Source organism: Ohtaekwangia kribbensis (genome assembly GCF_042676245.1).
Taxonomy (GTDB): domain Bacteria; phylum Bacteroidota; class Bacteroidia; order Cytophagales; family Cyclobacteriaceae; genus Ohtaekwangia; species Ohtaekwangia kribbensis.
Genome location: NZ_JBHTKA010000001.1, coordinates 1652640 through 1666684 on the forward strand (window position 1 = coordinate 1652640; position 14045 = coordinate 1666684).

10 protein-coding genes are annotated in these 14045 nt (G+C 44.7%); 3 read left to right on the forward strand and 7 right to left on the reverse strand.

The genetic code is table 11. From position 1 onward, the window contains the following. Window positions 1–47 precede the first annotated feature (47 nt). The 6 genes from ACFQ21_RS06570 to ACFQ21_RS06595 form a co-directional block, all read right to left on the reverse strand. Window positions 48–500 (reverse strand): RidA family protein, encoded by a 453-nt coding sequence (locus ACFQ21_RS06570; protein ID WP_377576546.1) that lies wholly within the window; start codon window positions 498–500, stop codon window positions 48–50. Between the two features lie 24 nt (window positions 501–524). After that, window positions 525–2069 (reverse strand): SusD/RagB family nutrient-binding outer membrane lipoprotein, encoded by a 1545-nt coding sequence (locus tag ACFQ21_RS06575; RefSeq protein ID WP_377576549.1) that lies wholly within the window; start codon window positions 2067–2069, stop codon window positions 525–527. A gap of 18 nt (window positions 2070–2087) precedes the next feature. Beyond that, complete coding sequence (locus ACFQ21_RS06580; protein WP_377576551.1) at window positions 2088–5600, reverse strand: SusC/RagA family TonB-linked outer membrane protein; 3513 nt, start codon at window positions 5598–5600, stop codon at window positions 2088–2090. Window positions 5601–5639: 39 nt separating this feature from the next. Then, the gene (locus ACFQ21_RS06585) at window positions 5640–6683 is read right to left on the reverse strand and encodes a FecR family protein (RefSeq protein ID WP_377576554.1); all 1044 of its coding nucleotides are present in this window, start codon (window positions 6681–6683) and stop codon (window positions 5640–5642) included. 224 nt (window positions 6684–6907) lie between these two features. After that, window positions 6908–7564, reverse strand: a complete 657-nt coding sequence (locus tag ACFQ21_RS06590; protein WP_377576558.1) for an RNA polymerase sigma factor — start codon at window positions 7562–7564, stop codon at window positions 6908–6910. Between the two features lie 121 nt (window positions 7565–7685). Next, the gene (locus tag ACFQ21_RS06595) at window positions 7686–8702 is read right to left on the reverse strand and encodes a LacI family DNA-binding transcriptional regulator (RefSeq protein WP_377576560.1); all 1017 of its coding nucleotides are present in this window, start codon (window positions 8700–8702) and stop codon (window positions 7686–7688) included. 170 nt (window positions 8703–8872) lie between these two features. On the opposite strand from ACFQ21_RS06595, the gene ACFQ21_RS06600 reads away from it, so the two are divergent. Next, window positions 8873–9745 (forward strand): inositol oxygenase family protein, encoded by an 873-nt coding sequence (locus ACFQ21_RS06600; RefSeq protein ID WP_377576563.1) that lies wholly within the window; start codon window positions 8873–8875, stop codon window positions 9743–9745. A 156-nt stretch (window positions 9746–9901) separates the two neighbouring features. Here the strand turns inward: ACFQ21_RS06600 and ACFQ21_RS06605 are convergent, their stop codons facing one another. Next, on the reverse strand, window positions 9902–11836 hold the full coding sequence (locus ACFQ21_RS06605; RefSeq protein WP_377576566.1) for a tetratricopeptide repeat-containing sensor histidine kinase: 1935 nt from the start codon (window positions 11834–11836) through the stop codon (window positions 9902–9904). Window positions 11837–12300: 464 nt separating this feature from the next. Between ACFQ21_RS06605 and ACFQ21_RS06610 the strand changes: the two genes are divergently transcribed. Continuing rightward, on the forward strand, window positions 12301–12459 hold the full coding sequence (locus ACFQ21_RS06610; protein ID WP_377578278.1) for a hypothetical protein: 159 nt from the start codon (window positions 12301–12303) through the stop codon (window positions 12457–12459). 213 nt (window positions 12460–12672) lie between these two features. Continuing rightward, window positions 12673–14022, forward strand: coding sequence for a sensor histidine kinase (locus tag ACFQ21_RS06615; RefSeq protein WP_377576569.1), 1350 nt, complete (start codon window positions 12673–12675; stop codon window positions 14020–14022). Window positions 14023–14045 lie beyond the last annotated feature (23 nt).

Consider the following 14045-nt stretch of genomic DNA (forward strand, 5'->3'; position numbering starts at 1 on the left):
CTGAAGAAAAAATTAACACATTACATTCCCGTGAGAGGGGAAATTTTTCAGACGATCGCGATGCAATCTATCTCTACCAGCGAATTTCCCGGGACACCACCGCCTACCCCTACCGTTGTGCGTACGGGAGGCTTGTTGCCAAAACGGCCGCGGTATACTTCGTTCATAGCCTGGTAGTCTTTTATATCGTTGAGGTATACATTTACCTTTACTACTTTGTCCATGGAAGAGCCTGCGCTCTTCAGCTCTTTTTCAAGTTCTTTTAAAACATGTTCGGTATGCGCCTTTATATCACCTTCAAAATGGGCACCCTTGCCGGCAATAAATACAAAACCACCATGTTTCACAGCTCCGGAGAATAGTGGTATCTCCTGGTCGGTGGTTACATTAAAAGCAGTTTTGCTGGTATCATTCCCTGCCTGTGCAGCATAACCAAGCCCTAATATACCGGCCAGTGATGCTGTCAGTTTCTTTAACACGTTTCTGCGTTGTTCTTTCATGAGTATAAAGTTTGGATTCAGTGTCTATTCTTTGTCCCACCACACGCGGGTCAGGAAATCATCAGGACCTTGTCTCCCGATGGCTTCGTTATAGGATGCTGTGTTCAGTGTAGCTTCGTTTACCGGGTAAAGGAATCTTCTGAAAATTTTACCACCGGTGGCATTACCGGGATAATTATTCGGAACCAATGCCGGATATCCCGTACGCCTGTAGTTTGCGAATACTTCCTGCGCATCCGGAAATATACCCAGCCAGAACTGCGTATATATCTGTTCCATTTGCACATCGATGGGAGCGCTTGTCTCTAACGGGTGCGCATCGATATAGTCTGTTATGGCATCTTCTGAGATTGTACCGGCGGTACCACTGATGAGATCCCACTGCAACATGGCCTCGCGAACGGCTTTCTCATAAAGCTCATCCGCTGTCTCACCCGTATACCAGTTACGAAGCGCGGCTTCAGCAAGCAAGAAGTTACTTTCGGCTGCTGTAAAGAGTAACATGGGCGCGGCTACACGCAGCAATGTTTTTTGATTCGGCTCTGAGTATGTCACAAAGTCGGCAGGCTTCACTCCGTTTATCGTGGCCGGCATACCTTTCTGTATAGCCGGATCAGAACTTGCCACACCGTCTACATATACCACCGCCAATACGCCAAGCCGCGGATCGTTATTTGCTTTCAACGAATCAATAAAGACTTTTTGATATTTACCGCCCTCTGTGTTTGAGACTCCATCGGCTTTGATATAGTCATCGTTGAGCATGCTCAACGCTAACGGATTCTTGTTAATATCCTGACCGGAACCGATGTAGGTAAGTTTCGCTATATCCGCATAGCTTGTAATAACACCACCGGCTATAGCTTTTGTTACCCATACCTGAGCCTCTGCAGCATTTACTTTTGTCATGCGCATACCGAGGCGTAGCATCATGGAGTATGCAAACTTTTTCCATTGGGCTGTATTACCCCCATAGATAAGATCGGATGTTCCGAAGGTAACAGCGTTATTTACATCAAGACTCTGTACGGCTTCCTCCAGCTCCTTCAGCATATCTGCATATATACTTTGCTGTGTATCGTATACCGGCTGAAAGACTGATGCATTATACCCCTGGCCCGCTTCAGAATAAGGTATATCGCCATATAGATCTGTCAGGCGGCTGAAACAGAACACGCGCCATATCCTTGCCACGGCATACATATTCACCCGCGTGGGGTCGTCCTGTACTGCTTTGATCACTTCCCCGATCTCGTTGATCTGGTTGGGATACGAAAGACTAAAGACTGAACTGGACTGTGCACTCTGAGAAGCTACATACTTGGAACCAAATCCGGCAACATCGTTATAGCTTGTGGTATACTGCATGGTTCCCAATAACAACGCCTGCGTGTTGCCTCCGTACCGCACGCCATCATACTGTGCCTTGCTGAATATATACTGCGGAGTAACTTTTGAGACAGCATCCGGATTGGTATTTACGTCATCAAAGTTATTGTCGCACGCCAGCATGAAGAGAACCGGGGTCAGCAATACTCCCTGGATATATTTCTGTATTGTATGTTTCATGATCTTCGTGTTTAAAGATTAGAATTTGAGCATCAGGTTCACTCCATACGAACGCGTGCGCGGCAAGCCGATGGATTCTATACCTTGTGCAGGACCGTTTGTGAGACTTGTCTCCGGATCAAAGTTGTCTGTCTTCTTATAGAACGTTAACAGGTTGCGTGCCACAAATGCTATACTGGCCGATTGCATACGCAGGAATTTTACTTTGGAAACGGGTATATGGTATGATATAATTACCTGGCGCAGCTTTACAAAGCTGGCATCGTGTACAAACAATTCGGTATAGCGGTTCAGGTTATTATAGTAGCCACTTCGAAGTTCGGTTACCGGTATGGTGCGGGTAAAGCTGTCGCCTGTTTTTGTTACACCGGTTAGCACTAAACCATTCTCGCGCCCAGGCAGCGTTGACTTTAATAAACCTAACCGTGTGGCATATACTTCCATTACAGAAAACACTTTATTACCGAATTTACCATCTATCAAAAAGCTCAGCGATATATTCTTGTAGCGGAAGTCGCTGTTGAAGCCCATTGTGAGCGGTGGTACGCCTTTGCCCAGTTCCTGGTTTATATCCGTCTGCAAGGGCAGGCCGGAGTTGGTATCATAAATTACATTTCCATTATCATCGCGCAACATCCGGTATCCATATATAGCACCGTAGGTCTTGCCAACTTTGTTGTTGATAAAGGCATTGCCGTTTGCCGAGCTTCCAAGGGAAAATGTACTTATACCATCTGCGAGTTTCAACACTTCGCTTTGATTGTAGGCAAAATTATAGCTGGTTTCCCAACTGAAATTGGTTGTCTTAACCGGTGTGCCGGTGAGCAACAACTCAATTCCTTTATTACTCAATTCACCGGAATTAAGTATAGCGGAGCTATAACCGGAGGTGTTGGATATAGGCACCTTCACAATGTCATCAGTCGTTTTGCGATTATACAGGGCGAGATCCAGGCCCAACCGGTTATTGAGCAATTGTATATTGAAACCAACTTCGGTTGTTGTAGAGGTAAATGGTTTCAGGTTTACATTGGTGATTGCTGTAGTACCATCCGATTGTGTCGTAACATTCTGCAACGGCACGGAGCTGGCACTGGCAACACTGCTATAGGTAAGGTTGATGGCATACGGATCAGGACCACCACCACCGACCTGCGCCCACGATGCGCGAATGCGTGCCAGATTAAAGATACGTGGCAAAGACACTGCGTCTGACAACACGAAGCTTGCACCAACACTCGGATAAAATATATGATTGTTCTTCGGACTTAAGGTAGAGAACCAATCCTGTCGCCCGGTTGCTGTAAGGAACAACATGCTTTTATAGTCCAGATCGACAGAGCCAAACACAGAGTTCGTTGTAACGCGACCGGTATAGGGCACGGTAGAAGATGTAGCCAGGTTGGAGAAACTATAGAAGTATGGCTGTATATAGTTTTTGCCGGACAAGTTCAGTTGCTTGTTCTCAAACTTGCGTCCGTTGATACCGGCCAATACAGATATACCAAACTTCCCGGCAATCTCTGTTTTATAATTGGCGGTGATCATACCGTTGGTTTCTGAAACGTTTGACTTTATACCGGCATACTCGCCTTGTGGTGTATAGAGTGTACCGGTGGGCAGTATATTGACATAATTATAGTTATAGAAATCGCGCGTGATCGTTCCTTTCAAGGTCAGGTTCTTTACGATATCATACGCGATCGAAGCTTGTCCTATAAAACGATTCTTATCATCTTCTTCCTTGAACTTGTTTACCACGAAGTAACTGTTGCTGGCAATGGCTGCATCATTCCAGAAAATTTCATTGCCTTGTGCATCATAACCAGGTGCAAGCCAGCGTATATCTACGGTGTTGGCAACTTCATACGGTGTCCAATTGGGATTACCCAATGCATCACCAGCACTCGCACGATTCTTAGCTGACTCCAATGAATATTGGACTACCGATTCAACGCGCAGGCGATCGCTCAGTTTGGCGCTGATGTTCAGGTTTGCTGTCTTGCGATTATACTTGCTGTTCGGTAATATACTCTTGCTGTCCAGATCGGAGAGTGACAGGCGGTATAGCAATACATCGTTACCACCCGAGAATGCAAGCGTATTGGTAAACGTTGTACCGGTGCGATAAAAGTTTTTGAGATTGTCGCGTTGTGCCGTATACGGATGATTCTTTCCATCGGCCGCCATATACTCAGTAGAGCCATCGATCTTTGCTCCGAACGACCTTCGTCCCGTAGCCTGTGCCTGCTCGAGTGTTGTTGGCATTACGCCTCCATCACCTTGTCCGTATTCGTATTGAAAATCCGGGAAGACAGAAACGCGTTCGAGGGAGAATGTAGAATTATACTCGATACCTACACCTTTTTGTGCACGACCTTTTTTTGTAGTAATAAGTATAACTCCGTTGGCTCCGCGCGAGCCGTAAAGTGCTGCTGCTGTACCACCTTTCAAAACTGTTATAGACTCTATATCATCCGGATTGATGGCTGCTATGCCATCACCGCGATCAACGTTGCTGGTTATACCGTTGGGTGTTGCACTTCCCCCGGGAACAGAGTTATCGATAGGCATACCGTTGATCACATAGAGCGGCTGACTATTGCCGGTCACCGAACCATTTCCGCGAATCACCACTCGGCTTGATCCTCCCGGCCCGGTAGACATACCGGTTGCATTTACACCGGCAATCTTACCACTCAACGCGTTGGCTACATTGTTCTCGCGTGCCTGTGTAAACTCTTCACCTTTTACTTCGGTTACTGAATAGGCTACGGCACTTTTTTCTTTTTCTATACCGAGCGCGGTTACAACCACTTCGTTGAGCGACTGTGCTTCCTGCTGCATCACAACATCTACCGTTGTTTGTGTCGTTACCGGTACTTCCTGTATAGCATATCCTATAAAGGAAAACACCAGTATACCGCCTTCATCGGGTAGTGTAAGTATATATTTACCATCGGCATCTGTAGTTGTACCATTGGCTGTTCCTTTCTGCAAAACGTTTACGCCCGGCAGCGGCAACCCGTCATCCTGACTGGTAACTATACCGGATACTTTCAGAACACGTTCTGTTTCTTCCATCGAGGTTTGTATAGCGGTCTCGGAAGATTCGGCTTCTGTTGGAGCATTTTCTTCTTTCTGTTCCTGCGGAGAAGAGAAGATAGAGAACTGCCGTTTATTGATTCGTTTATAGTTCAACGCTACACCACCCAAAATTCTTTCCAGCAATTCTTCCAAAGTATAGGCTGTGTTGTTAAGCAATGCGCGGGATACACGCTTGTCATCCAGCAAGCCTTCCTTATAGGCAAACTTCACCCGGTAGCGTGTCTTGATCTGCTCAAGCGCTTCCTTCAGTGTAAGATTTCCATCTTCATCATACTGCACGTTTACAGCCGTTTTATTCTGTGAGATGCGCACATTTCCGGAAAATGCACTGGCATACTGCTGTCCCAAACATTCCGGAGACAGGTTGATGGCAACCACCAGCAAGAAGAATCCACATAGTGTAATTGAGTCGAAATTTTTCATAGTGTATGGTTTAGGTATAGGCAGATACAGGTATATAACTTACTTCCGTGTTATAATAATCTCTTTACCGGATGACTCGATCCGGATGTCCAGCGTTGACGAAGCGAGTGCAAGTAATTCATCTACACTCGTTACACTGATTTCCCCTTCTATCTTCATATTCATCAACTCCTGGTCTTCTACATTGACAGAATATCCATAGCTGTCCTGCAACGTTTCCATAATATCATTCAGCGATGGATCAATGAAGGTTATTTCACGCACGGTCCATGTGGCAACCTTGTGTGGTCGGTTGAGTTTCTTTTTGGAGAGTAACTTTTGTCCGGCATACTCAACGTAATCACCGGGCATCAGCACAAGTCCACCGGAAGAAACCTGTGACGCATCGGTATAGCTTACTTCGATCTTCCCACTCAGCAATGCTATATTGGTTTTGTTTCTGCGACTCTTTACATTGAACGATGTACCGAGTACCTGTATATATATACCATTTCCGTGCACGATGAACCGATGATTCGGCAAAATATTAGCAGTGTCCTGGTTGATGTGTTTTACATCGAAGTATGCTTCACCTTTTATCCATACTTCGCGTGGCTCATCCTGTGTCCACATTCCTGTATAGGTAAGCTCTGAATTTCCATTGAGCATCACGATCGACTGATCGGGCAGTGTAATGGCTTTAACTTCACCAAAAGCAGTTTTTATAGTATGGGCTTCTTTACCCAACACCATCCAGAGTATATATGTACAAGTGAGGAGTAATGTTACAGAGGCCGCAATACGCGCATATATAGGGAAGCGTACAGTTTTAGCAGGCGCTATAGTTTGTTGCTGCTGCAGGGTTGCACCAATGCGTTTCCATACATCATCGCGATGTTCTTCATTTGCAAAGAATGACTGACTCCTATATACCCGTATTATGGTTGCTGCTTCGCGTACTACTTTTTCTTTCTGTGGGTATTGTACCACGAAGGCTTGCCAGAAGGCATTACTCCCGGCATCCGGCCGGATTACCCATTGAATAAAGGAGTCGTCTTCTAAAAAATCAGATAGTGTGTATTGTGCGTAGTCGCGATAGGTCATGTCGTATGAATTCTGTTAAACTCATACCTATTAGACCTGAGCAGACCAAATTATCCCTTCCAATAAGAAAATTTTCAAAAGATTATTTCAAATGAATACACACAAGCACACTGAATTATCTGCATGACGAGCATTTTTCAAAATCAGCAGGAAAGGATTAAGGAGCAAGAAGTAAGAAGAGTCGGAAAGTCAGAGAAGTTATTGGTGGCACATTACTTCTTGATTCAAGCGCTATGTGCGTGCACTACACCATTCGCATGATGCATGTATTTCTGGAAATCAGATGAGCCGAATACGGTTCGCAGCATGATTTCCACTGTAGCGATACTTAATACGCCCAGTGACTGCTGTACATTTTCAAGCGCCTTATATAAGAGTTTATAGGCTGAATTGATATGTATAGCCATGATGTCGGCAATCTCTTCGTATGAGAGCCCATCGTAAAATCGCAGGTATATAATTTCCTGCTGGCGGGCGGGCAAGGTATGTAATACTTTCCGGATGGTGGCCTGCAGCATGGCCTCCTCTTCGTTCAGGATCAACTGGCTGTCGTGTGCAACTTCAAACGGTATAGATTCCTCATCGTCTTGTATCGCGAAGAAGCGCGATTGTGTTTTCAATTTTCTGAACAGAATGTTCCGAAGCGACTTATATAAATAGTTCTTTACTGAAATAGGTTCACCCAGGTTGTTGCGATTTGTCCACAGCCGTACGAAGAGATCGTGTATAGCATCCTCAATCAAGTCTATATCACGGGTAAATTTATAGCCGTAGTTGTTCAGCAGGCGATAGTATACATGATATAGGCTGGTATACGCCTCCCAATCACCTTTTTTAAAGGTATTCCAAAGTATAGCATGCGGGTCCTGGTGGGAGCTCATATAGGGTCGCTTCTATAAAGAAAGGCAATAAATACGAAAGGACAAATATACTTTACCGAAATACTATCCTTTAAAAGTATAAAATGCCCTTAAAACACGGCCACCGGGCAGATATAGTATATTATTTATTTTCAATCGACATCGTGTGCGTTGACGCACGCACATTTAAAACGGAAGGTATAATAATGCGCTCGTTCTTCAGATTATACTTTTTCTCCAGCGCTTTAAAAAGAATGGTAGCCGCTGCTTTGCCCATTTCAAATGCGGGTTGTGTAACGGTAGTAAGCGGAGGATCGAGCAACGATGCTATCTGTAAATGCGAGAAGCCTATAATTTTTATATCGTATGGAATGGCGATGCGGTGGGCATGACATATTTTATATACCGGCATCGTTACCTTTTCGATGGAGCCTATAATTCCATCCGGGCGATCACTTGCTGTGAGCAGCTGCTCTATTATAGCGTTGTTCTCATCTTCATTATCGGTACAAAACACTACGCGCTCGGGCAGCGCATGGTCGCGTAATGCCTGGGTATATCCCTGATGGCGGTGCTTGATGATGGCGAGCTCACCCGGCATAGACAAGAATGCTATACGCTTGCTGCCCTGGTCAATGAGGTGTTTCGCTGCGGCATACGCTGAATCAAAATCATTCGTTACGACACTGGCTGTCTCAATACTTTCACAAACACGGTCAAAGAATACGAGTGGAATTTTATTGGCGTATAGTTCAGTGAGGTGCTCGTACTTTTCATCGTTGGCTACAATGGACATTAACACACCATCCACTCGTCCGTTGCGAAATTCACGTACAATTGATTGCTCGCGCTGCACATCTTCGTGTGTGAGGTATACCATGGTGTGATAGCCCTTGTCGTGCGCAATGGACTCTATACCATTAATGGCTGCCGAGAAAAAACTATCCGCTACTTCGGGTAGCACCACCGCAATGTTTCCGCTTCTTCCTTTCTTTAAGCTGCTGGCATACGGATTGGGTATATAGTCCAGTTTAGCGGCATATTCAAAAACGCGTGCTTTGGTTTCAGCGCTTATCTCGTGACTATCGCGTAAAGCTTTTGATACTGTTGAAACAGCCAGATTAAGGTCCTTCGCAATTTTCTTTATCGTTACACTCATGTACCGTTGGGCTTTGTTAAATAACGCAAAATCAATCTATATACGAAAACGGTTTCGTAAATAAGCCGGTACAAATCGTTGATTGAGCAGATATAATTCACCAAGTTCGATATGTGTATTCCAAACGAGTACACCTTTTTCGCTTTCCAAAAATTAAACAAATCAATTTTATGAAACCTCAAATTGAAAGTAATCCGTTGACAAATCTGGATGAATGGGAAGATGATTTGTTACGCAGGTATCCGGATCCTGAAGCTATAGCTGATCAAAAATCAGTGGAAGAGTACAGGAACTATGAGACTCCGCAACGGGATACTGTTCGTGAATTTTACAGACTCAATCATACGTATCAGACTTATGATTTTGTTATGCAGAAGCGTGAGAACTTTTTGCGCTTCGATAAAAAAGAAATGTCTATATGGCCGGCTTTTGATTTTCTGAATCAACTCGTAGATGATTCCGATCCGGATACAGACCTCGACCAGATGCAACACCTGTTGCAAACTTCTGAAGCGATCCGCAGAGACGGACATCCTGACTGGATGGTGTTAACCGGTTTGGTTCACGACATGGGTAAAGTTCTTTGTTTGTTTGGTGAACCGCAGTGGGCTGTGGTAGGCGATACATTCCCGGTAGGCTGTGCACATTCTGACAAGATTGTGTTCCCGGAATTCTTTGATGCCAACCCGGATCATCACAACGAAAAATACAATACGAAATATGGTATATATGAGCCCCAGTGCGGCCTGCGAAACGTACACATGTCGTGGGGCCACGATGAATATGTATACCAGATGATGAAAGATTATTTACCGGAGCCTGCGCTCTATATGCTGCGCTATCACTCTTTCTATGCGCAACACCGTGAGCATGCATACGATCATTTAATGGATGAGCACGACCACAAGATGTTCAAATGGGTAAATGTTTTCAATCCATACGATCTATACTCTAAAAATCCGACTCCTCCAAACTGGACTGAACTGCGTCCTTATTACGAGGACCTGGTTGCCAAATATTTACCCGCTACGCTAAAATTCTAGTGTAACGATACATACACTTTTCATAGCACTGGAAAATGTAATGATCCACCTGTAGCGGCTACGGGTGGATCTCCTAAAAAAAAATCCTGCGCGACCTTCCATGTTTCCGAAAAGTCGTAGCAGGATTTTTTATGCTATATACTTTGATATATATACTTACGCTACTTCGAGGCGATCGCGCGGAATGGTAAACATAAAGGAGCTTCCTTTACCGGGTTCACTTTCAAACCAGATCGTTCCCCCGTTTTTTTCCACCAGTTCTTTACAAAGAGGCAAGCCAAGGCCGGTACCTTTCTCGTTGGATGTACCCGGTGTTGTAAAACCGCCAACACCATCAAAAAGCTTCGATTGTTTTTCTGTAGGTATACCTGTACCGGTATCCTGTACAGTAACTTTCACGAACCTTTCCTGATCAACTACTGAAAGCGAAAGACGATCGCCCGCGCGTGAAAACTTAATGGCGTTGTTCACCAGGTTGCGTATCACAATATCAACCGTAGCTTTATCGGCGAAAGCGATTGCCGGTGTAGCTACCCGTGCAGATATATGTACGCGTTTGGTATCGGCATGACCTTTGGCCAGGCGTACGTTCTCATCTACTACTTTCTGCAGATCGAAATGTTCTGCGTTCAGCACCGTACCATCCATCTGGCTCTTGGCCCAATGCAGCATGTTCTCCACAAGCTGTACCGTTACGTTCAGCTTCTCGCTCATAAGCGTGCTCATCTGACGTATATCAGCTGTGGTGAGTGTGCCATCGCCAATGAGCTCTACCATGCTTTGCAGCGAGTTCAACGGACTTCTGAAATCGTGACTGATGATGGAGAGTAATTTATTCTTGACGGTGTTGAGTTTTTCCAGGTGTGCATTCTGCTCATCGATCTTTTCCTTCTGCGTTATTATAGCAGCGTTGCGTTCCTTTAGCAGTACATTGAATTTCTTTCTGCGCTGATTTGAAATGACCAGGTACGTTATAATCAGTATCAACAACGCAAGCCCCGCCATATAGGTTTTCGTTCTGAATTTGTCGCGTATAATTTCACGCTGCTGAAGTGCCTTGTCTTTTTCAAGCATTTCAATCTCGTGTTGCTTGCGCTGCAGATCGTACTCTGCCTGGAGATTGTTAGCCTCGCGCTCTTTTTCGATGCTGAACATTTCTTCTTTCAGCGCAATTTCCTGGTTGCGATAGTATAACGATTTACGATAGTTCTTTATGCCCTCGTAGCCTTTGTACAATGTATGGTAAGCTTCCAGCAATATTTCTTTATTACCGGCTGTGGTCAGGTTCTCAATACTTTTTTCAGCGTACGATATACTCTTACGATATTGTTTCTGACCAAGGTATATACTGGACAGTAAATTATAACTATAGGAAATACCCTCTATATCACGAACACGCATGGAAATAGCAAGTGACTCCTGCAGGTATTCCATGGCTTTTTCATCTTGCCCGGTTTTATGCAGCGTCTCACCCATATTATAAAGTATAATGCCGGTGTTGGCCGTATCTTTCTCTTCAAGGCTTATATTCAACGCCCGCTGATTATACTCCATAGCCTTCGCGTAGCCTTCCGTCTTAGAGTACATATCTGCTATATTAATCATCGTAGGTAACATAGCCGCGTTACCATACTCTTCAAAAATAGCGAGTGCTTTCTCATAGTATATAATCGCTTTGTCATAGTTGCCCATGGTAGCGTATACTATACCTATGTTATTGAAATTATTGCCGGTAAGCCCTTTGATTTTCAGCTCTTCGCTGATCTTGAGAGCCTCCAGGTGGCAACGCAGTGCATCGGGATATCTGCCTTTAGCAACCAGGGCAACGCCTTTGTTAACACAACTTAATGCAATGCCTTTTTTGAAGTTGTATTTTCGGGCAAGTTCCAGCGCCTGGTCTGCCATGAGTATTGCGCTGTCGGGATTCCGGTACCAATAGAACTTGGAAAGAGCACAGTATACATTAACCTGGATTGTATCGCTAGCAGTGCCCTTCAGTTCCTCATTCAAAAGCGCGATTTCACCAGATTGCGGGTAGCAAAAAGATATACTCAAAAACAACAATGATAATGTAATGAGCAGTCGCGGCATGCCTTGGTTCTGTAAGTTACAATCGAATGTAAACTTATATACATCAGCGGGCATTCAACAAGGGAATTATAGTTTTTCATTACATCCAACATCAATGTTGCGTATTTTTCAAAAAGCGGCATACAGAACATCATAACCCATCATGGATTACGTTTCGCTGAGTGCTATCGCGACAAACACGCCTTTGGTAGCGGTAAATCCAGATTTTCGGTGTAACAAGACTTTGGGAAGCCCGGCTGCGTTCTGTCAAAAAAGGTTACGTTATACCGCTGACACCGCGATTACATGCCTTTATATATGATCGAAGACGAAGATATTACATCCTGCCACCGTCTTCATTTAACTGTGAATGTGACGTTTCATACTGTCATTCCCTCGCTCCGGCTTTAAAGCAGCACGTTCATCCCAATCAAAAAACATATACTCAGCACGACACGCTGATCGTAGTTCGCTGATTAAGTCACCTGACGTGTAAATTATATCGTCACTTCATTTCGATATTTTTCACGAACATCGTCCGCTATACTTGTTACCGATGCAGCCACACCAGCGAACAGCATCTGGTATATAATTCATTACTTGCACCTCTAATTAATTATCGGTACATCTATACGCAACCTTGATATTGCCGACAAAGTATAGATGTGATTTGATAGGGAGCACATACCCGGTAATTCAAGCATGCCACTGTACGCTGCGTACACTTTTGTGTCATTTCCGCACATAGCAAATCTTACCTTTTATTTTATCAACTTGTGTCCGGATCTTTGCGTTAGTAACCCGGAAGGAATGTTACTTTCGTGTAGGACGTATTGCCCCTCTACAATTTGATGCTTATGGATTTTAACTGGCGATCACCAGTAGTACCGCGGGTAGCAGCACTGGCTGCCTCTATCTTTTTATTCTGCTTCTTCGCCTTTTCGAAAGGTGACTGGATCTATGCGCTGATCTTTTTAGCACTGAGTGCATACCAAATCAAACTGCTTATAACATACCTGGATCGCTCGCACGAAAACATAGCATCGTTCCTTGACTCTGTAAAGTTTGATGATCTCTCCTATTCGTTTAAAACCGAGAGCGATGATCCGGCCGTAAAGCGTTTACACCAGGAGCTTAACAATGCCTTGCTGAAGTTACGCAGTGCCCGCAGTGAGAAGGATTCTGAATTTCTCTTCTTCAAAAACATTGTGATGCACGTGGGGATCGGACTCATGGTATTCAAAGAAGATGGCACCGTGGAGATCTTCAACAGCGCAGCACGGAAACTCCTGAAGACAAATCGCATCGATAACATCAGTGATCTGAAAGACGTGAGCGATACACTCGTAAATGTATTCACGAAATTAAAAACCGGTGGCCGCGAGCTGGTGCGCCTCAAGATCGGTGAAGAGATTGTACAACTTTCCATCTATGCCATCGAGCTTACACTACGCGGTGAAAATGTGAAACTCATTTCCGTTCAAAACATCCAGAACGAACTTGAAGAGAAAGAGATGGAAGCCTGGCAAAACCTGGTGCGTGTACTTACACACGAGATCATGAATTCAGTAACGCCAATCTCATCTTTAGCGGGTATTGTTGAAGAAGAACTGAAGCCGCATATACAGGAAGATAACGGCATGCCGCTGAGTAAAGATCAGCTGAGCGACATTCATCTTTCATTACAAACCATCAGCAAGCGAAGCGAAGGACTTATACATTTCGTAAAAGAGTTCAGAAGTCTTACCGCTATACCGAAGCCGCGCCCGGTACAGATCGATGTGCGCCCGCTACTGGAAGAACTTACCATGCTGCATCGCAAAGATGTAAGTGAAAAGAATATCCAGCTTTCCATCTCGGTATATCCGGAAGACCTGACTATATCTGCCGATAAGAATATGATCGAGCAGGTAATTATCAACCTGTTTAAAAATGCAATTCAGGCATTTGAAGATCAGGACCCGAAGATCATCGAACTGCGCGCGTACCTCAATGACAAGTCGCGACCTGTCATTGCTGTAAAAGACAACGGTACGGGTATTGATCAGGAGGCGATCGAGAAGATTTTCATTCCGTTCTTTACTACCAAGAAGACCGGGTCGGGTATAGGACTGAGCTTGTCGCGGCAGATCATGCGCCAGCATCAGGGCACGCTTTCGGTGAAATCTACTATGGGCAAAGGCACAGAGTTCTTTATGCGATTCTGATATGGGTGGCATTGATCATCTCG

Coding starts and splice junctions, on each gene's coding strand:
- ACFQ21_RS06570 (WP_377576546.1), bottom strand. CDS start 500: ATGAAAGAACAACGCAGAAACGTGTTAAAGAAACTGACAGCATCACTG.
- ACFQ21_RS06575 (WP_377576549.1), bottom strand. CDS start 2,069: ATGAAACATACAATACAGAAATATATCCAGGGAGTATTGCTGACCCCG.
- ACFQ21_RS06580 (WP_377576551.1), bottom strand. CDS start 5,600: ATGAAAAATTTCGACTCAATTACACTATGTGGATTCTTCTTGCTGGTG.
- ACFQ21_RS06585 (WP_377576554.1), bottom strand. CDS start 6,683: ATGACCTATCGCGACTACGCACAATACACACTATCTGATTTTTTAGAA.
- ACFQ21_RS06590 (WP_377576558.1), bottom strand. CDS start 7,564: ATGAGCTCCCACCAGGACCCGCATGCTATACTTTGGAATACCTTTAAA.
- ACFQ21_RS06595 (WP_377576560.1), bottom strand. CDS start 8,702: ATGAGTGTAACGATAAAGAAAATTGCGAAGGACCTTAATCTGGCTGTT.
- ACFQ21_RS06600 (WP_377576563.1), top strand. CDS start 8,873: ATGAAACCTCAAATTGAAAGTAATCCGTTGACAAATCTGGATGAATGG.
- ACFQ21_RS06605 (WP_377576566.1), bottom strand. CDS start 11,836: ATGCCGCGACTGCTCATTACATTATCATTGTTGTTTTTGAGTATATCT.
- ACFQ21_RS06615 (WP_377576569.1), top strand. CDS start 12,673: ATGGATTTTAACTGGCGATCACCAGTAGTACCGCGGGTAGCAGCACTG.